The sequence below is a fragment of the Plantactinospora veratri genome (genome assembly GCF_036421995.1).
Lineage (GTDB): Bacteria > Actinomycetota > Actinomycetes > Mycobacteriales > Micromonosporaceae > Plantactinospora > Plantactinospora veratri.
In genome coordinates, this window is sequence record NZ_JAZGQL010000005.1 from 189,057 (window position 1) to 206,156 (window position 17,100).

The following is a 17,100-nucleotide window of genomic DNA, read 5'->3' on the forward strand; positions in this document are numbered from 1 at the left end:
AGCGGTACCCGTGCCCGGCCGTCGGCCGGGGTACCCGCCCGGGCTGGCCGGGTCAGCGGTAGTCGTAGTCGTCGGGCTGGCCGCCGGAGCGCTGCCGGGGCTGGCCGTACTGCGCACCTCGGGGAGCACCACCACGGGGCCCGGCACCCTGGCCGGTCCGCGGCGGCGGCCCGCCACGCTGGTCGCCCCACTGGTCGTCCGGTCCCGGCCGACCACCCCGCCCGTTGCCGTTGCCGCCGGACGGCTGGCCGCCGTACACGCCGCCGCCACCGGCCCGGGGCCGGCCGGCCGGAGCACCGCCGCCGGCGGGAGCCCCGCCGTACACACCGCCACCGCCGGGCGGGCGACCGCCACCGCCCTGGGGACGACCGCCGCCACCCTGGGGACGACCACCGCCCTGCGGGCGTCCACCGCCAGCACCGCCACCCTGCGGGCGTCCACCGCCGCCGGCCTGCGGGCGGCCGCCACCGCCGCCCTGGGGACGGCCGCCGTAGACGCCTCCGCCGCCGGCCGGCTTCGCGCCGTAGACACCACCGTCGGCGGGCTTTCCGCCGTACACACCGCCGCCCGCCGGCCTGCCCCGGCCGGCCGGCTCGTAGTCGTCCGCCGGACGGTCGGAGCGGTAGCCGTCGTCGTACCCGCCGGAGCGGGCCGGACCCCAGTTCGACCCGTCGTCGTAGTCGGCCCGCCGGCCCCCGGAGCGATCCCGGTCACCGCCCGGCATCCCCTCCCGACCGGCCCTCGGATCGACGTCGTCACCGTCCGGCCCGACGGCGCCCAGGCCATCCTCCCGGGGTCGACGGCGGGCCCGCACGATCCCGAAGATGCCGAGCCCGACCAGCAGGGCGCCGAGCACCCCCACGGCCGCGATGAGGTAGGTGATGTCGTCCAGGGTGAGCGAATCCGTCCAGGACTTCGCGGACTTCTTCGTGTCGGCCCCGGACCCGCCGGCCGTCGCCGCCACCTCCTTGGCCGGGGTGTAGCTGAGCACCGTCACGTCCAGTTCCTCGTCCAGCGAGGCCACGTCGGAGACGGTGAGGAAACTCTTGCCGTCCGGCGTGTAGGCGATCGCCTCGCCGAACGGGTCGGCCAGGGCCGTCATCCGAGGCGTCCCGCTGGTCAGGGTCTTGACCAGGTCGTCGCCCTGGACGTCCCACTCGAAGGCGTCCGCGTAGGTGCGCAGGACGACCCGGGCGCCGTCCGGCGACCGGGCCGCGCCGGTGATCGTCACCCGCCCCGCCCCGCCGAACGGGTTGGCGGTGGAGGACTTCGGCAGGGTGATCTCGCCGGCCTTCGCCAGCGGTACGCCCTCGCCGTTGTTCTTCTCCAGCGCCGCGCTCGGGCGGTAGATCTCCGCCTTGCCGGTCGACTTGGTGATGATCAGTGGCACGTTGTCGGCGCCGATCAGCAGCGCCTCGGCGTCGTGCCGCTTGTTGCCCGGAAAGGTCAACCGGTGCAGCACCGGCTTCGAGGCGCCGGTGATCGGCATACTCCAGAGCACGACGCTGGTCCGCCGCTCGGTGTCGTTGTCACCGGTGTCGGCGATCCAGACCGTCTTGCCGTCGGCGGAGAGCGCGAGGTCCTCCGGGTCGCGCGGACTGGTCGGGTACTGGACGGCCTTCTTCAGCTTGCACTTGGTGTCCAGCAGGAAGACCCGCTCCCGGCTCTCGTCCTCACTCCCGTCGTTGATCATCACGTAGCCACTGGACGTGGCGATCATTCCGGAGAGTTCCGTCATCCGTTCGTCGGTGACGGTGCAGACCTTCTTGCCGGCAGCGGCGGAGGCCGCGACAGCTCCGAAACCGAGGCTGGCCCCGAGCAGGCCCAGGGTCAACCCGAGCACGCCGGAGGCAACCAGCACCATGGAGAGGACTCGCCGCATCCGACCAGTGTCGCATGCTGATGCCGCCAACCGGGGAAGCGACGTGATCAACGCTCCGTCACCGGTTGGCGGCGCGGCCGGTCACGCCACTACCTCCCGGTACGGCGCCAACTCCGCGGCGAGCGCCTCGTCCACCCGTACGTGGAGTTTCGTCCCCTCCGGCAGGTGCGCCGTGCCGAGCACCTCGCCCCGGCGGTGCACCCGGGCGACCAGGTCACCCCGGTCGTACGGGAGCACGGCACGAACCTCGACCGCCGGTCGGGGCAGCCGGGCCTCGATCGCCGCCCGGACCTCGTCGACACCGCGACCCGTACGCGCGGAGACGAAGACCGCGTCCGGCCACTCCCGCTTCAGCCGGAGCAGGGTCTCCTCGTCGGCCGCGTCGGTCTTGTTGACCACCAGCAGCTCGGGGAGCTTGTCCGCACCGACCTCGGCCAGCACCTCGCGTACCGCCCGGACCTGCTCCTCGGGGTCGGCGTGCGCGCCGTCGACCACGTGCACGACGAGGTCGGCGTCGGCCACCTCCTCAAGCGTGGAGCGGAACGCCTCGACGATCTGGTGCGGCAGGTGCCGGACGAACCCGACGGTGTCGGCCAGGGTGTAGACCCGCCCGTCGGCGGCGTACGCCCGGCGGGTCGTCGGGTCCAGCGTGGCGAAGAGGGCGTCCTCGACCAGTACCCCGGCGTTGGTCAACCGGTTGAGCAGGCTGGACTTGCCCGCGTTGGTGTAGCCGGCGATGGCCACCGCCGGTACGTTGTTGCGGGCCCGCCGGGCCCGCTTGGTGATCCGGGCCGTCCGCATGTTCTTGATCTCCCGACGGAGCCGGGAGATCCGGATCCGGATCCGGCGCCGGTCGGTCTCCAGCTTGGTCTCACCGGGACCACGCAGCCCCACACCGCCACCGGCGCCGCCGCCGCGGCCGCTACCACCCGCCTGCCGGGAGAGGCTCTCACCCCAACCACGCAGCCGGGGCAGCAGGTATTCGAGCTGCGCCAGCTCGACCTGCGCCTTACCCTCCCGGCTCTTGGCGTGCTGGGCGAAGATGTCGAGGATCAGCGCGGTCCGGTCGACCACCTTGACCTTGGTGCGCTGCTCCAGGTTGCGCAGTTGGGACGGGGAGAGCTCACCGTCACAGATCACCGTGTCGGCGCCGGAGGCCAGCACCACCGAGCCGAGGTCGTCCACCTTGCCCCGACCGATGTAGGTGGCCGGGTCGGGCCGGCTGCGCCGCTGGATCAGGCCCTCGAGCACCTGTGAACCGGCCGTCTCGGCGAGGGCGGCGAGCTCCGCGAGGGAGTTCTCCGCGTCGGTAACCGTGCCGTCCGTCCAGACGCCGACCAGGACCACCCGCTCCAGCCGGAGCTGCCGGTATTCGACCTCGGTGACGTCGGCCAGTTCGGTCGAGAGGCCCGCGACCCGACGGAGCGCCTGGCGGTCCTCCAACTCCAACTCGCCGGTGGTGACGTCGCCATCGATGACGATGGCGTCGAGGTCCTCGTCCGCCAGCCGAACGAAGCTTTCCTGGTCTCGCAAGCCGATCCTCCTGATCTGGTCTCTCCGCCGGTCCCGCCGTCCGCGGCGCCTGTCCGCTCGGCCGGTCGGGACTTCCGACGCCTCCTGCGTCGTCTGCGCGCTCTGCGACTTCTCGTCGCATTGGTTACGCTCTGCGCGCTGGTGGCAATCAATCGTGACACGTGCGCCGGTCGGACGCACCCGCTATATACCCGTCGGGCGCACGCCCTACGTCTCAGGGCCCACGGTCTCTTCGAGCCGCTCCGGTCGCCCACCGAGCCGGCCGCGACGCCCAACGGTCCGGCCGCGACGGGCCGGGCGGTCCACCGTCACCCGGGATGGTCAACGTCCCCTGGCAGTGGGAAATTCCCCTCCGTCCGGTCCGCGCCGGAGCGGATCCCGACAGGCCCGGTGCTGCCCGACCGGGTGCTGCCGGCCGACCGGGCGGGCTGGCGTCGGCGGCGTTGCCGAGTCCGCCTAGGGTGGTGCGGGTCGCCGGGCGGCGACCGAGGGCGGGCCCGGCCGACGGCGGGTCGGATCCGGCAGGCGAGAATGCTGACGGCGGCAGCGAGGCCGCGGGAAAGACGACGGAGGACCACGTGGCGATCACCCGACTGCCGAGTGCCGGATTCTCGATCACGATCCGGATCAGCGTAACGGCGGACGCCTCGGCCATCGGCCGGTTGACCACCTGCGTCGGCGAGGCCGGCGCGATCGTCACCGCACTCGACGTGGTCGACTCCGACCCCACCACCGTGGTCGTCGACCTGACCTGCGACACCGCCGACGCGACCCACGCCGACCAGGTGGTGCAGGCGCTGACCGCACTGGACGGAGTGGACGTCCGCAAGGTCTCCGACCGGACCTTCCTGCTGCACCTGGGCGGAAAGATCGAGGTCTCGCCGAAGGTGGCGCTGCGCAACCGGGACGAGCTCTCCCGGGCGTACACCCCGGGGGTTGCCCGGGTCTGCCTCGCCATCGCCGAGAATCCCGCCGACGCACGGCGGCTGACCATAAAGCGGAACACCGTCGCGGTGGTGACGGACGGCTCGGCCGTACTCGGACTCGGCAACATCGGTCCGGCGGCAGCGCTGCCGGTGATGGAGGGCAAGGCCGCGCTCTTCAAGCGCTTCGGCGGGGTGGACGCCTGGCCGGTGGTGCTGGACACCCAGGACCCGGACGAGATCGTCTCGATCGTCCGGGCGATCGCACCGCAGTACGGCGGGATCAACCTGGAGGACATCGCCGCGCCGCGGTGCTTCGAGATCGAGAACCGGCTGCGCGAACTGCTCGACATTCCGGTCTTCCACGACGACCAGCACGGCACCGCGATCGTGGTGCTCGCCGCGCTCACCAACGCGCTACGGGTGGTCGGCAAGAAGCTCGCGGACGTCCGGGTGGTCGTCTCCGGCGCCGGTGCCGCCGGTACGGCCATCATGAAGCTGCTGCTCCGGCAGGGCGTCGGCGACATCATCGCGTACGACCGTCAGGGCCCCCTGCACCGCAACCTGGAAGGGCTGAACCCGGCCTGGCAGTGGCTCGCCGAGAACACGAACCGGGACGCCTTCTCCGGTGACCTGAAGGCAGCCCTCTGCGGCACGGACGTCTTCATCGGGGTGAGCGCCCCCAACCTGCTCACCGGCGACGACATCGCCACGATGGCACCCGACTCGATCGTCTTCGCGCTGGCCAACCCGGATCCGGAGGTGGACCCCCGGGAGGCGCGCAAGCACGCGGCGGTGGTCGCCACCGGCCGGTCCGACCAGCCGAACCAGATCAACAACGTGCTCGCCTTCCCGGGCGTTTTCCGAGGCATGCTCGACGCGCACGCCGAGGAGTTCACCGAGGAGATGGCGATCGCGGCCGCCCGGGCGATCGCCGACGTGGTGGGCGCAGAAAAGATCAACCCGACGGTCATCGTGCCGAGCGTCTTCGATGCCCGGGTGGCACCGGCGGTGGCTGCCGCCGTCCGGGCCGCCGCGCAGCACCCCACTCCGCCGCCGGCCGCGGACCCCGGGCCGGCCGACCTGCCGGAGATCGCCGCCGAGGCCGCCGCTCCGGCCAGCCCGCTGTCGAGCTGACCGGCCGGCTCGGCTGTCGGCTGTCGGCTGTCGGCTGTCCTGGTCGGCCGGCTCGGCTGTCGGCCGACCAGGAAACCGTCAGCGGCGTCGGCCGATCAGGAAACCGTCAGCGGCGTCGGCCGATCAGGAAACCGTCAGCGTCCGACCCCGACCACACTGGATCCGGGACCAACCGGGAGCGGGAATCCTCGCCGGGCGCGGACGGACGCGGCGATCCCGCCGACCTCGAGCCGGGGCTCAGCCGGCGAGAGCGGCCAGGTCCAGCTCGCCGTTCGCCACCAGCACCGCCGGGCCGGCGAGCCAGCAGCTCTCGTCGTCCAGGGTCACCGTCAGCCGGCCGCCGGGCACGTCCACAGCCACGGTTCCACTGGTACGCCCAGCGTCGCGCAACGCCACCGCCGCCACCGCGCAGGCGCCGGAGCCGCAGGAGAGCGTCTCCGCCGAGCCGCGCTCGTAGACCCGCATCCGCACGTGCAGATCGGCGCCGCCGACCGGCTGGGCGGGGGTGACGAACTCGACGTTCACGCCGGTCGGAAAGACCGCCGGGTCGAAGTCGGGTGAGCGGGTGAGATCGAGTCCGGCCAGCTCGATGCTGGTCGGCAGTACGCAGACCAGGTGCGGGTTGCCGCAGTCCACCGCGGTACCGGCCAGGGTCAGTCCGCCGAGCGCGGCCACGGAGCCTCCGGTGATCCGGGGCGGCCCGAGGTCGACCGCGATCTCCCCGGCGGTCACCTCGGTCCGGACCACCCCGGCGCGGGTGGCGATCGGCAGGCCGCCGTCGACCGGCTCGGCCAGCCCGTTGGAGATCAGATATCTGGTGAAGACCCGCACCCCGTTGCCGCACATCTCGGCGAGGGAGCCGTCGGAGTTCCAGTAGTCCATGAACCACTCGGCGGTGTCGGCGTAGCCGACCGCGTCCGGGTGCTTGGCCGCCCGGACGACCCGGAGCACCCCGTCCGCGCCGATGCCGCGACGACGGTCGCAGAGCGCCGCCACGACCGGCGGGTTCAGGTCGAGTTGGCCGTCTGGGTCGGGCAGGAGCACGAAGTCGTTACCCGTGCCGTGGCCCTTGGTGAACCGCACCCCTCCATCATCCCCGAGCGCCGGCCGCGCCCGCCGGGCACCCTCCACCCAGCCCGGGGATCATGCGGGGCGGAGCGCCTCTGCGGCATCGGACACCCCGAGGGCCGCAGCGGGTTCCGCAGCCCCAGCCACCCCAGCAGGCTCGGCAGTCCCGGCAAAGCGGGAGGAGGCCGGTTCCGGGCCAGTGTCGATCATGCCGATCCCGGTCAGGGGGCCTCCGGGTGCTGCACGGGTTGGAACAGCTCGACGAGGTTGCCGGCGGGGTCGCTGAGCAGGATCTGGCGTCCGCCGTGGCCGGTGACCAGGCCGCTGCGGAACAGCAGTCCGGCGTCGCGCAGCCGGCGAACCTCGGCGTCCAGGTCGTCGACGATCAGGTGGATGCGGTTGCGTCCGGCGACGTCGGCATCGTCGGGGGTGGCCCGGGCGCCGGAACTGGCCGGGCCGGACAGCAGCAGCCGCAGCGGACCGCGTACGACGTCGGCGAAGGCGGGGACGGCACTCGTGTGCAGGGTGAAACCGAGATGGGTGGTGTAGAAGTCGACGGCGGCGCGGACGTCGTCGACGACGTAGCGGACGCTGGCGTACCGGTCGGAGGCTGTCACGGCTGGTTCTCCTTCAGGATCGGGTGGCGCGCAGGACGGGCAGCAGGTGCCTGACCCGGTTGTCGATCTCGACTGCCGTACGGCGGAACACGGGATAGCCGGCCCGGTCGGTGTCGCCAGCGCCGGGGTCGGGAATGCTCCAGTGCACCCGCCGGGGCTGGTCCGGGAAGTCGGGGCACACCTCGCGGGCCTTGTCGCACAGGCTGACGACGTAGTCGAACCGGCGGTCGGAGACGGTTTCCCAGTGCCGGGGTCGCTGGCCGGCGATGTCGACGCCGAACTCCTCCCGCAGCACCCGTACGGCGTTGGAGTGCAGCTGGGGCCTGGGTCGGCTACCGGCGCTTGCCACCTCGACCGCACCGGCGGTGTGGTGCCGGAGCAGGGCCTCGGCGATCGGGGAGCGGGCGCTGTTGCCGGTGCAGACGAACAGCACGCCGATGCGGGGCGAGCGCCGCAGGTCCACCGAGGGGAGGTGAGGCGCGGCCGGTTCCCGGCGCAGCGTCGGGTGCAGCGCCGCCCCGGTGTCGGCCAGTCCGTCCGCACAGCGGTCCAGATCCAGGTGGTAGTAGCTGTCCCGACCGTCGAAGCTGCTGCGTGTGGTGCTGACCAGGCCGCCGTCGCGCAGGAGCCGCAGGTGGTAGGAGACGAGGTTCTGTGGCTCGCCCACCAGCGTCACCAGCTCGCGGACCCGGTAGTCGCTGCCCGCGAGTTCCTTCAGCAGCCGCCAGCGCAGCGGATGGGCAGCCAGGCGTACGAACGCGGGGGCACCTTGACCCGTCGATTCCACGATCCGGAAGATACATCAAAACAAAATGATGCATCAAGCTGATTTGATGAACAGACCGGATCCCCCGACGCGGTGCCGATCGGACCGGGGTCGACGATCACGGCCGGGAGTCTTCGCGGCACCACCCGATCTCCCACCCGGCTGGTCACCCTGCCCCGACGAGCGGTGATCGCCGGCCCGACCACGTTCGCGACCGGACTGGCCGGACGCGCCGTCGTCTCGGCCGGCAGCAGGTCACCGTCCATCAGGACTGCGTGCGGGCGCGTCGGCCGACGCCTCGGCGACCAGGCCCAGGGCCGTCTCGGTCAGATCGTCCCGGGCCCCGTCCAACCAGTGGATCCGGGGGTCGCGGCGGAACCAGGAGCGTTGCCGCCGCACGAACCGCCGGGTCGCCTGGATCGTGTCGGCCCGCGCCTCCGGCTCGGAGATCTCGCCGTCGAGCAGCCGGAGCACCTGCTGGTAACCGAGCGCCCGGCTGGCGGTCCGACCCTCCCGCAGGCCCTGCTCCGCCAGCGCCCGGGTCTCGGCGACCAGGCCGTCCGCCCACATCTTGTCGACACGTACGGCGACCCGCTCGTCCAGCGCCGCCGTCTCCCGGTCCACCCCGAGTTGGATGGTGTCGTAGTACGGCGTCGGCCGGGGCAGCGAGGCGGTGAACGGCGCTCCGGTCAGCTCGATCACCTCCAGCGCCCGTACGATCCGCCGCCCGTTGCTGGGCAGGATGTTCTCCGCGGCCAACGGGTCGGCGGCGCGCAGCCGGGCGTACAGCGGCGCGGGCCCCGACTCGGCGAGTTCCGCCTCCAGCCGGGCCCGGACCAGCGGATCCGTACCGGGGAACTCGAACTCGTCGACCACCGCCCGGACGTAGAGCCCGGAGCCGCCGACCAGCAGCGGTACCCGTCCCCGGGCGAGGATGTCGTCGACCGCCGCCCGGGCCAGCGCCTGGTACGCCGCCACGCTCGCCGGTTCGGTCACCGCCCAGATGTCCAGCAGGTGGTGCGGTACCCCGGCCCGCTCGGTCGGGGTCAGCTTGGCGGTTCCGACGTCCATCCCACGGTAGAGCTGCATCGAGTCGGCGTTGACCACCTCGCCGCCGAGGGCCTCGGCCAGTTCGATGCTGAGCCCGGACTTGCCGGTGGCGGTGGGGCCGACGACCGTGACGACCCGACCTCGCGCGCTCATGCCGGCTCTCCGCCCGGCTCGCCGGACTGCGCCGACCGCTCCGGCCCACCGGAGACCGACATACGCTCGGGGCCAGTGGACACCGACAACCGCTGCGGGCCACCGGAGACCGACAACGGCGCCGGGCCACCTGACGCCGGTGGTGGCCGGTCGGGGCCGGACGGGGTCCAGGTGGCCACGAAGTAGCTGACGCCGTAGGGCGCCGCGTAGTAGACGAGGTCGCCGTGCCACGGTCCGCCGCTGCGGGCCGCCGCAGCGGCGAGTACCTGCCAGGGTGCCCGACCGGCGACCAGCAGCCGGGTCGACAGCTCCGGCTCCAGGCCGAGCAGGGCCGGGCCGTCGCCGTCCCGGAGCGCTGCGGCGACCTGGTCGTCGTAGGGCCGGGCGCGCGGGTCGTCGTACCCGGGGGAGCGTTCGCCCCGGCGGGCCGACCCGTCCCCCAGCACCAGCAGCGCGATCCGCTCGGCCGGATCAGCCACCAGTTCGGCACCGATCCGCCGGCACTCGTCCACCGGGGCGTCGGTGGCCACGCTCTGTCCCCGCCGGGGTCCGGTCGCACCGGCCCGGTCCAGCAGCCAGGCGCCGACCAGCAGGCTGAGCGGCAGCTCCGCCGGGCCGGTGCGGGCGCCGCCCGGTCCGAGCCGCAGCACCCGGTCCAGCCCGTACGGCCGGAGGCTGCCCGAGTCGCCCGGCCCGTGCCGTACGGTCTGTGCCCCGGCCCCGACCAGGACCACGACGTCCGGCTCACTGGCCAGCAGCCGGCGGACCGCGTCGACGCAGGCGCGACGGAGATCATCCAGCTCACCGGCGGCAGCGGCGGCCAGTTCGGGGACGATGATCGGGGGATGCGGGCAGACCGCGGCGGCGACCAGTGGCACGCCACCACCGTAGCGGGCAGCGAACCTTACACCCGTTGGCCAGACGATCCGGGTGCGGTCTAGGACACCGTATGGTCACGGTCGACGATAGGCGCTCGACGCGGACGGGGTTGGACCTGTGACAATGCCGGGAGAAACTTCGCTGCGCCGTGGCGGCGACCGCCGGGGACCCCCATCCCCGGCAGCGCCGGGAGAACGAGGATGGGCTCATGAGTGACTGGACTGCCTTTGGACGGGTGGATGCGGACGGCAACGTCTACGTCAAGACTGCCGAGGGTGAGCGGGTGGTCGGTTCCTGGCAGGCCGGTGCGCCGGAGGAAGGTCTGGCCCACTTCGCCCGCCGCTTCGCCGACCTGGTCACCGAGGTCGACCTGACCGAGGCCCGACTCAATTCCGGGGCGGCGGACCCGTCGGGTTCGCTCGCCACGATCCGGCGGTTGCGGGCGTCGCTCGCCGACGCGCACGTGGTCGGCGACCTGGACGCGCTCGCCGCCCGGCTGGACCGGTTGGCCACGGTCGCCGAGGGCAAGGCCGGCGAGGCGCGGGCGGCCCGGGAGACGGCCCGGGCCGAGGCGGTGACCCGGAAGACGGCCCTGGTCGAGGAGGCCGAGAAGCTGGCCGCGGAATCCACCGGGTGGAAGACCGCCGGGGACCGGCTCAAGGAGATCCTCGACGAGTGGAAGACCATCCGGGGCGTCGACAAGAAGACCGACGGCGAGCTGTGGAAGCGGTTCGCGGCCGCCCGGGACGGCTTCACCCGGCGCCGTGGGGCGCATTTCGCCACCCTGGACGCCCAGCGTAAGCAGGCTCAGGCGGCCAAGGAGGAGCTGGTCGTCGAGGCCGAGTCGCTGGCCGACTCGACGGACTGGGCCGCGACCGCCAACCGGCTGCGGGAGCTGATGGCACAGTGGAAGGCCGCGCCGCGCGCCTCGAAGGAGGCCGAGGAGCGGCTCTGGGAACGGTTCCGGGGCGCCCAGGACAGCTTCTTCTCCCGGCGTAGCGAGGTCTTCTCGGCTCGGGACGCGGAACAGCGCGGCAACCTGGAGCGCAAGCAGGCCCTGCTCGCCGAGGCCGAGGCGCTCGACGTCGACGGTGACCCGCGTGGCGCGCAGGCGAAGCTGCGGGAGATCCAGGGGCAGTGGCACGAGGCGGGCCGGGTTCCCCGGGACGCGGCGGCCAACCTGGACCGCCGGCTGCGTGCGGTGGACGAGCGGGTCCGCCAGGCGATGGATTCGGCGTGGCGGCGGACCGAGCCGTCGGCCAACCCGCTGCTCGCGCAGATGCGTGACCAGGTCGCCGAGGCCGAGCAGCGGCTGGCCCGGGCCCAGGCGGCCGGCGACGCGAAGCGCATCCGCGAGGCCGAGCAGGCCCTCGCCGCCAAGCGCCGCTTCCTCGAACTGGCCGAACAGGCGAGCTGAACCTACCCCCGGGGCGGGCGTACCCGCCCCGGGCCGCGACAACAAGCGGCCAGGCTGGCGGCGCCAGCGGCGTACCGTCGACCGTGGCCGGTCGTGCCGGCCACCGTCGGGTCAGGACACCTCAGCGGTCGCAGGCCGCCGCGGACGCGGGCAGCGGCGGCGGCACGCCGACCGTGGGCAGCCCGAGCGACACCCCGGGGGTACGCGGTGCCCGGCCCGCCTCGGCGGCGTCACCGGCCCGGGTACGCCGGTGGGCCAGCGGTTCCCCGTCGGCGTTCAGGTGGTGTGGGGCGGCGTAGCTGACCGTGGTGTGCACGATGTCGCCGGGCCGGATCCTCCCCTCGTGGAAGCCGGCGGCGAAGTGCACCAGCCGGCCGTCCCGGGCCCGGCCGGAGAGCCGTCCGGTGCGCTCGTCCTTGCGCCCCTCGCCGACCGCGACCAGTACCTCGACCGGAGTGCCGACCAGCTTCCGGTTCTCCGCCCAGGTGATCTCCTCGACGCATCGGATCAGCCGGTCGTAGCGCTCCTGGACCACCTGCTTGGGAAGCTGGTCCGGCATGGTGGCGGCCGGCGTGCCGGGGCGTTTCGAGTATTGGAAGGTGAACGCGGAGGCGAACCGGGCCTCCCGGACCACCTCCAGGGTGCGGGCGAAGTCGGCCTCGGTCTCGCCGGGGAAGCCGACGATGATGTCGGTGGTGATCGCCGCGTCCGGCATCGCCGCCCGGACCTTTTCGATGATCCCGAGGTAGCGGTCGGCCCGGTACGAGCGGCGCATCGCCCGGAGCACGTCGTCGGAGCCGGACTGCAACGGCATGTGCAGCGAGTGGCAGACGTTCGGGGTCTCGGCCATCGCCGCGATCACGTCGTCGGTGAAGTCCTTCGGGTGCGGGCTGGTGAACCGGACCCGCTCCAGCCCGTCGATCTCCCCGGTGGCCCGGAGCAGCTTGCCGAACGCGAGCCGGTCACCGAACTCGACCCCGTAGGAGTTGACGTTCTGGCCGAGCAGGGTGACCTCGAGCACACCCTCGGCGACCAGGGCGCGTACCTCGGCCAGGATGTCGCCGGGACGGCGGTCCTTCTCCCGGCCGCGCAGCGCCGGCACGATGCAGAAGGTGCAGGTGTTGTTGCAGCCTACCGAGATCGACACCCAGCCGGCGTACGTCGACTCGCGCCGGGTCGGCAGCGTGGAGGGGAAGACCTCCAGCGACTCCAGGATCTCCACCTCGGCGGCGGTGTTGTGCCGGGCCCGCTCCAGCAGCACGGGCAGCGCGCCGATGTTGTGGGTGCCGAAGACCACGTCGACCCAGGGTGCCCGGCGGACGATCTCGCCCCGGTCCTTCTGGGCCAGGCAGCCGCCGACCGCGATCTGCATGTCGGGGTGCTTGTCCTTGACCGGGCGCAGGTGGCCGAGGTTGCCGTAGAGCCGGTTGTCGGCGTTCTCGCGTACCGCACAGGTGTTGAAGACCACCACGTCCGGGTCGTCGGAGTCGGCCGCGCGCACGTAACCGGCCTGCTCCAGTAGCCCGGAGATCCGCTCGGAGTCGTGCACGTTCATCTGGCAGCCGTAGGTGCGCACCTGATAGGTGCGCGGGCTGCCGGGGGCTGCGGTAGTCATGACAGTGACAGAGTATCCGCAGGGCCCGGGAAGCCCGTTCCCCCGGGACGTCCACTCGACCCGCCACGGAAGGTAGCGCCATGTGCCGGAGCATCAAGACCCTTCGCCAGCCGTACGCCGAGGTCGTCACCGAGACGGACATCGAGGCGGCGGCGTTGCAGTACGTTCGCAAGATCTCCGGGTTCCGCGCCCCGGCCGCGCACAACGCGGCGGCGTTCGACGCCGCGGTGGCCGCGGTGGCCGAGGCGACCCGGACCCTGCTCGACCAGCTCGTGGTGAAGGGCTCCGGCGCCGGCCAGCCGGCGAGGGATGGCCAGCCGGCTGGCTAGCGGCCCAGGGCGGCCCGGCTAGCGGGCCGGCGATCAGGCGGCGGCGAGTGCCGGGATGACCGAGTCGGGGACCCAGCGCGACCGCTGGCAGGGCGACCAGCCCCGGCAGCGCGGGCTGAGCACCGTGCAGAGCCGCTGCTCGGAGAGGATCTCGCCGTCCTCGGTGTCCCGCACGTCGTGGTGCACGGGCCGGATGGTGCCGTCGGCGGCGACCAGCAGGTGTCGTCCGGCGTCGAGGGTGTCGTCCGGCAGCAGGCAGGCCCGGCCCAGCCGGCGGGCGAACGCCGCGACAGCGCCCACCTCGGGCAGCCCGGCCGGCACCCCGTAGCAGTCGACGGAGGTCGGAAAGTCGCCGGGACGATGCCAGACGTCGACCAGCAACGCGCCGGACGGCACCCGGGCCAGGTCGACCCCGCCGAGCGGCAGCACCGGTACGTCGAGCGCGTCGGCGAGCGCGAGGCGGATCTCCGAGGCGGCGACGCGCCCCTCCGTCCTCCAGTTCCACAGCTCGATCATTGCCGCCTCCTCGCCGTAATCGTTCGTGGCTGGATGCCGGGTCTCGGTCGGGCATCCCCCGTCGGGCCGGGTACCCCGGTGCCTGGGTGTAACGGCCTCACCCACGATGGTGCCGGGCACACCCGGTCGAGAGCGGCTAAGTTACCGGTCTGTGACCATATCCGCCGAAATAGACGACGCTTGACTACCTATTGTAGTCGGAGGGTACCCCCGCCCCGGCGCAGCTCGCCGGGGACGCTCACCCAGCGTGGCCTGTTCCGGTCGGCGCGGTCGGGCACCGGACAGTTCGGGCACGGCTATAGTCCGACCTGGAGGCGGGCAGGCGCCTGGTGGTCCTCACGGTCTTCAAAACCGATGCGACCGAGCAGCTCGGTCGGGCGGGTTCGATTCCCGTACGCCTCCGCCAACTTTTTCCCTGTGACGGGCCGCTCGCCCGGTTCCGGCAGGCGACCGACCACCGGAACCGGGATGAAGAGCAGCGACCCGATACTCGCAGTTAGCGAATCTTCATGGAACGTCACGATCACCGTTGCCGGTGTTATCGCCCCGTGATGAAGTCGATTACATTCCAGCACGTCAGGTCCCCTAGAGTTGCGTAACCGATTCAGCCTTGGATCCGGTGCGACAGATCATGAAACGAGACAGGTGGGGGCATGACCGAGCGGAGCGAGGCGGGCGAAGTGGCCGGTGCGACGACGACCGACCGACCGCTCATCAGGCTTGACGGGGTCAACAAGTGGTTCGGCCCGCTGCACGTGTTGCAGGACGTCGACCTGTCGGTGGCCCGCGGCGAGGTCGTCGTGGTGATCGGTCCCTCCGGCTCGGGCAAGTCGACGCTCTGCCGGGCGATCAACCGGCTTGAGCCGATCAACTCCGGCACCATCACCTTCGACGGCCAACCGCTGCCGGCCGAGGGCAAGGCCCTGGCCCGGCTGCGCAGCGAGGTCGGCATGGTCTTCCAGTCGTTCAACCTCTTCGCGCACAAGACGATCCTGGAGAACGTCACCCTCGGCCCGATCAAGGTCCGCAAGGAGAAGGCCGCTTCCGCCCGGGACCGGGCGATGAAGCTGCTGGAGCGGGTCGGCATCGCGAACCAGGCCGACAAATACCCGGCACAGCTCTCCGGCGGACAGCAACAGCGGGCGGCGATCGCCCGCGCCCTGGCCATGCAGCCCAAGGCGATGCTCTTCGACGAGCCCACCAGCGCCCTCGACCCGGAGATGGTCGGCGAGGTGCTGGACGTGATGACCTCGTTGGCCCGTGACGGCATGACGATGGTGGTGGTGACCCACGAGATGGGCTTCGCCCGGCACGCCGCCAACCGGGTCATCTTCATGGCGGACGGCCAGCTCGTCGAGGACGCCGCACCGGACGAGTTCTTCGCGAACCCCCGTAGCGAGCGGGCGAAGGACTTCCTGTCCAAAATCCTCACCCACTAGGTATCCACAGTGGAGCGGACTGCCCCCGGGTCTGGCCGCTCCGTCGAAGAAGGAGAGAGCAATGCGCATCACGCGAGTGGCGGCGGTGGCCGCGGTCGCGGCACTGGCCTTCACCGTGGCCGCCTGCGGCGGTGACGATGGAGAGGGCACGGGAACCGGTGCCGGCAGCAAGACCTTCGAGGCCGGCACCACGATGGAGCGGCTGAACAAGGCACAGAAGATCACTATCGGCACCAAGTTCGACCAGCCGGGCTTCGGTCTCAAGGGTCTGGACAACAAGCCGGCCGGCTTCGACGTCGAGATCGGCCAGATCATCGCCGGCGAGCTGGGCATCGCCGAGGACAAGATCGAATACATCGAGGCCCCGTCCGCCGTCCGGGAAGAGGTCCTGGAGCAGGGCAAGGCCGACATCGTGGTGGCGACCTACACCATCAACGACAAGCGCAAGGAGCGGATCGACTTCGCCGGTCCGTACTACGTCGCCGGGCAGCACATCATGGTCCGCGCCGACGACAGCTCCATCACCGGCCCCGACTCGTTCAAGGCCGGCGACAAGAAGGTCTGCTCGGTGCAGGGTTCGACCCCGGCCGACAACATCAAGAAGTACCTGGCCAACCCGGCCAGCCCCGGCGCCCAGCTGGTGGTCTTCGACGGCTACCAGAAGTGCGTCGACGCCCTGAACAACAAGCAGGTCGACGCCGTCACCACCGACAACGTCATCCTGCTCGGCTACGTGGCCAAGAGCGAGGGCAAGCTGAAGCTCGTCGGCGAGAAGTTCACCGAGGAGCCGTACGGGATCGGCGTCAAGAAGGGCGACACCGCGTTCCGCGAGTTCATCAACGCCACCCTCGAGAAGATCTACGCCGACGGCCGGTACGCGAAGGCCTGGCAGGACACCGCGGGCAAGTTCGACCCGAACGTCCCGCAGGGTCCGGCGGTCAACCGGTACTGAGTAGCGCCGGCATCGGCAGCGGTTAGGTAGGAGCTGGAAGGTGACCATGAGAGAGGCGTGCCCGTGAGTGTGCTCGTCGAACACTTCGACGTATTCGTTGGAGGGTTCTGGCTCACCTTCCAGCTCTGTATCCTGTCCGCGATCGGGGCGCTGGCACTCGGCACCCTGGTGGCGGTCCTGCGGATCTCCCCGGTGCCGCCGCTGCGCTGGATCGGCACGGCGTACGTGACGGTGTTCCGGAACAGTCCGCTGACGATCGTGATGTTCTTCGCCGCCTTCGGGTTGCCGGCGCTCGGCTCCAACGCCGACTTCCTGCGCATCCCCGGGCTGTCCAGCATCTTCTCCCGGCTCGGCATCGACCTGCCGTACTTCCGGTTCGCCGTCATCGCACTCGCGGTCTACACCGCCGCATTCGTCTGCGAGGCGATCCGCAGCGGCATCAACGCCGTGTCGCCGGGTCAGGCCGAGGCGGCCCGGGCGATCGGGCTGACCTTCGGGCAGAACCTGCGGTACGTCGTCCTGCCGCAGGCATGGAAGTCCGCGATCGTGCCGCTCGGATCGGTGATCATCGCCATGATCAAGAACTCCGCGCTCGCCGGCTTCTTCGGAGTCGTCGGCGACCTCTCCAACTCGGCGCAGAACCTGACCAGCGCACTCGGGGAGCCGATCATCCCGGTCTTCGTCGGAGTCTCCGTCGGCTTCCTGGTGATGACGGTGCCGCTGGGCATCCTGCTCGACCGGATCGAGCGGCGCCGGGCGGTGGCGGCCCGATGAACGTGTCGGAGCAGAGCCCGATGAACCTGTCGGAGCAGAGCCGGGCGAGG

General features: G+C 71.8%; 14 protein-coding genes, 1 tRNA gene and 1 pseudogene. 7 read left to right on the plus strand and 9 right to left on the minus strand.

Features of this window, described 5'->3' with window-relative positions; genetic code table 11:
- Positions 1-52: 52 nt before the first annotated feature.
- Entirely contained in the window at positions 53-1,882 is a 1,830-nt protein-coding gene (locus V1634_RS07050; protein ID WP_331206927.1) for a hypothetical protein, read from the minus strand.
- Positions 1,883-1,963: 81 nt separating this feature from the next.
- Positions 1,964-3,415: a GTPase HflX gene (hflX, locus tag V1634_RS07055; RefSeq protein ID WP_331206928.1), complete on the minus strand. Its 1,452-nt coding sequence runs from the start codon at positions 3,413-3,415 to the stop codon at positions 1,964-1,966.
- Positions 3,416-3,993: 578 nt separating this feature from the next.
- Here hflX and V1634_RS07060 point away from each other — a divergent pair.
- Positions 3,994-5,475 carry an NAD-dependent malic enzyme gene (locus tag V1634_RS07060; protein WP_331206929.1) on the plus strand — a complete coding sequence of 494 codons (1,482 nt, stop codon included), beginning with the start codon at positions 3,994-3,996 and terminating at the stop codon, positions 5,473-5,475.
- Between the two features lie 237 nt (positions 5,476-5,712).
- On the opposite strand, the gene dapF is transcribed toward V1634_RS07060, so the two are convergent.
- From dapF to V1634_RS07085, 5 genes and pseudogenes are all read right to left on the minus strand, one after another.
- Positions 5,713-6,558 carry a diaminopimelate epimerase gene (gene dapF, locus V1634_RS07065; RefSeq protein WP_331206930.1) on the minus strand — a complete coding sequence of 282 codons (846 nt, stop codon included), beginning with the start codon at positions 6,556-6,558 and terminating at the stop codon, positions 5,713-5,715.
- 206 nt (positions 6,559-6,764) lie between these two features.
- Complete coding sequence (locus V1634_RS07070) at positions 6,765-7,160, minus strand: VOC family protein (protein ID WP_331206931.1); 396 nt, start codon at positions 7,158-7,160, stop codon at positions 6,765-6,767.
- Between the two features lie 13 nt (positions 7,161-7,173).
- On the minus strand, positions 7,174-7,947 hold the full coding sequence (locus V1634_RS07075) for an arsenate reductase/protein-tyrosine-phosphatase family protein (RefSeq protein WP_331206932.1): 774 nt from the start codon (positions 7,945-7,947) through the stop codon (positions 7,174-7,176).
- A 234-nt stretch (positions 7,948-8,181) separates the two neighbouring features.
- Entirely contained in the window at positions 8,182-9,129 is a 948-nt protein-coding gene (gene miaA, locus V1634_RS07080) for a tRNA (adenosine(37)-N6)-dimethylallyltransferase MiaA (protein ID WP_331206933.1), read from the minus strand.
- A gap of 146 nt (positions 9,130-9,275) precedes the next feature.
- A pseudogene (locus V1634_RS07085) lies at positions 9,276-10,007 on the minus strand (class III extradiol dioxygenase subunit B-like domain-containing protein); the annotation flags it as partial.
- Positions 10,008-10,216: 209 nt separating this feature from the next.
- Between V1634_RS07085 and V1634_RS07090 the strand changes: the two are divergent.
- Complete coding sequence (locus tag V1634_RS07090) at positions 10,217-11,425, plus strand: DUF349 domain-containing protein (RefSeq protein ID WP_331206934.1); 1,209 nt, start codon at positions 10,217-10,219, stop codon at positions 11,423-11,425.
- 121 nt (positions 11,426-11,546) lie between these two features.
- Here the strand turns inward: V1634_RS07090 and miaB are convergent, their stop codons facing one another.
- Complete coding sequence (miaB, locus tag V1634_RS07095) at positions 11,547-13,040, minus strand: tRNA (N6-isopentenyl adenosine(37)-C2)-methylthiotransferase MiaB (protein ID WP_331206935.1); 1,494 nt, start codon at positions 13,038-13,040, stop codon at positions 11,547-11,549.
- An 80-nt stretch (positions 13,041-13,120) separates the two neighbouring features.
- Here miaB and V1634_RS07100 point away from each other — a divergent pair, with 80 nt between their 5' ends.
- The gene (locus V1634_RS07100; protein WP_331206936.1) at positions 13,121-13,369 is read left to right on the plus strand and encodes a DUF2277 family protein; all 249 of its coding nucleotides are present in this window, start codon (positions 13,121-13,123) and stop codon (positions 13,367-13,369) included.
- A 33-nt stretch (positions 13,370-13,402) separates the two neighbouring features.
- Here V1634_RS07100 and V1634_RS07105 read toward each other — a convergent pair whose 3' ends face one another.
- A complete protein-coding gene (locus V1634_RS07105; RefSeq protein WP_331206937.1) occupies positions 13,403-13,885 on the minus strand; it encodes a hypothetical protein in 483 nt (160 codons plus the stop codon).
- 310 nt (positions 13,886-14,195) lie between these two features.
- On the opposite strand from V1634_RS07105, the gene V1634_RS07110 reads away from it, so the two are divergent.
- The 4 genes from V1634_RS07110 to V1634_RS07125 all read left to right on the plus strand — a co-directional run bounded on the left by V1634_RS07110 (position 14,196) and on the right by V1634_RS07125 (position 17,050).
- A tRNA-Sec gene (locus V1634_RS07110) sits at positions 14,196-14,291 on the plus strand.
- A gap of 247 nt (positions 14,292-14,538) precedes the next feature.
- Entirely contained in the window at positions 14,539-15,324 is a 786-nt protein-coding gene (locus V1634_RS07115) for an amino acid ABC transporter ATP-binding protein (protein ID WP_331206938.1), read from the plus strand.
- Between the two features lie 61 nt (positions 15,325-15,385).
- Positions 15,386-16,276, plus strand: coding sequence for a glutamate ABC transporter substrate-binding protein (locus V1634_RS07120; RefSeq protein ID WP_331206939.1), 891 nt, complete (start codon positions 15,386-15,388; stop codon positions 16,274-16,276).
- 63 nt (positions 16,277-16,339) lie between these two features.
- Positions 16,340-17,050, plus strand: a complete 711-nt coding sequence (locus V1634_RS07125) for an amino acid ABC transporter permease (RefSeq protein WP_331206940.1) — start codon at positions 16,340-16,342, stop codon at positions 17,048-17,050.
- Positions 17,051-17,100 lie beyond the last annotated feature (50 nt).

Excerpts from the sequence above, each read along its gene's own strand:
- miaA (WP_331206933.1), bottom strand. The coding sequence starts at position 9,129 with ATGAGCGCGCGAGGTCGGGTCGTCACGGTCGTCGGCCCCACCGCCACC.
- V1634_RS07120 (WP_331206939.1), top strand. The coding sequence starts at position 15,386 with ATGCGCATCACGCGAGTGGCGGCGGTGGCCGCGGTCGCGGCACTGGCC.
- V1634_RS07090 (WP_331206934.1), top strand. The coding sequence starts at position 10,217 with ATGAGTGACTGGACTGCCTTTGGACGGGTGGATGCGGACGGCAACGTC.
- miaB (WP_331206935.1), bottom strand. The coding sequence starts at position 13,040 with ATGACTACCGCAGCCCCCGGCAGCCCGCGCACCTATCAGGTGCGCACC.
- V1634_RS07115 (WP_331206938.1), top strand. The coding sequence starts at position 14,539 with ATGACCGAGCGGAGCGAGGCGGGCGAAGTGGCCGGTGCGACGACGACC.
- V1634_RS07105 (WP_331206937.1), bottom strand. The coding sequence starts at position 13,885 with ATGATCGAGCTGTGGAACTGGAGGACGGAGGGGCGCGTCGCCGCCTCG.
- V1634_RS07100 (WP_331206936.1), top strand. The coding sequence starts at position 13,121 with ATGTGCCGGAGCATCAAGACCCTTCGCCAGCCGTACGCCGAGGTCGTC.
- V1634_RS07050 (WP_331206927.1), bottom strand. The coding sequence starts at position 1,882 with ATGCGGCGAGTCCTCTCCATGGTGCTGGTTGCCTCCGGCGTGCTCGGG.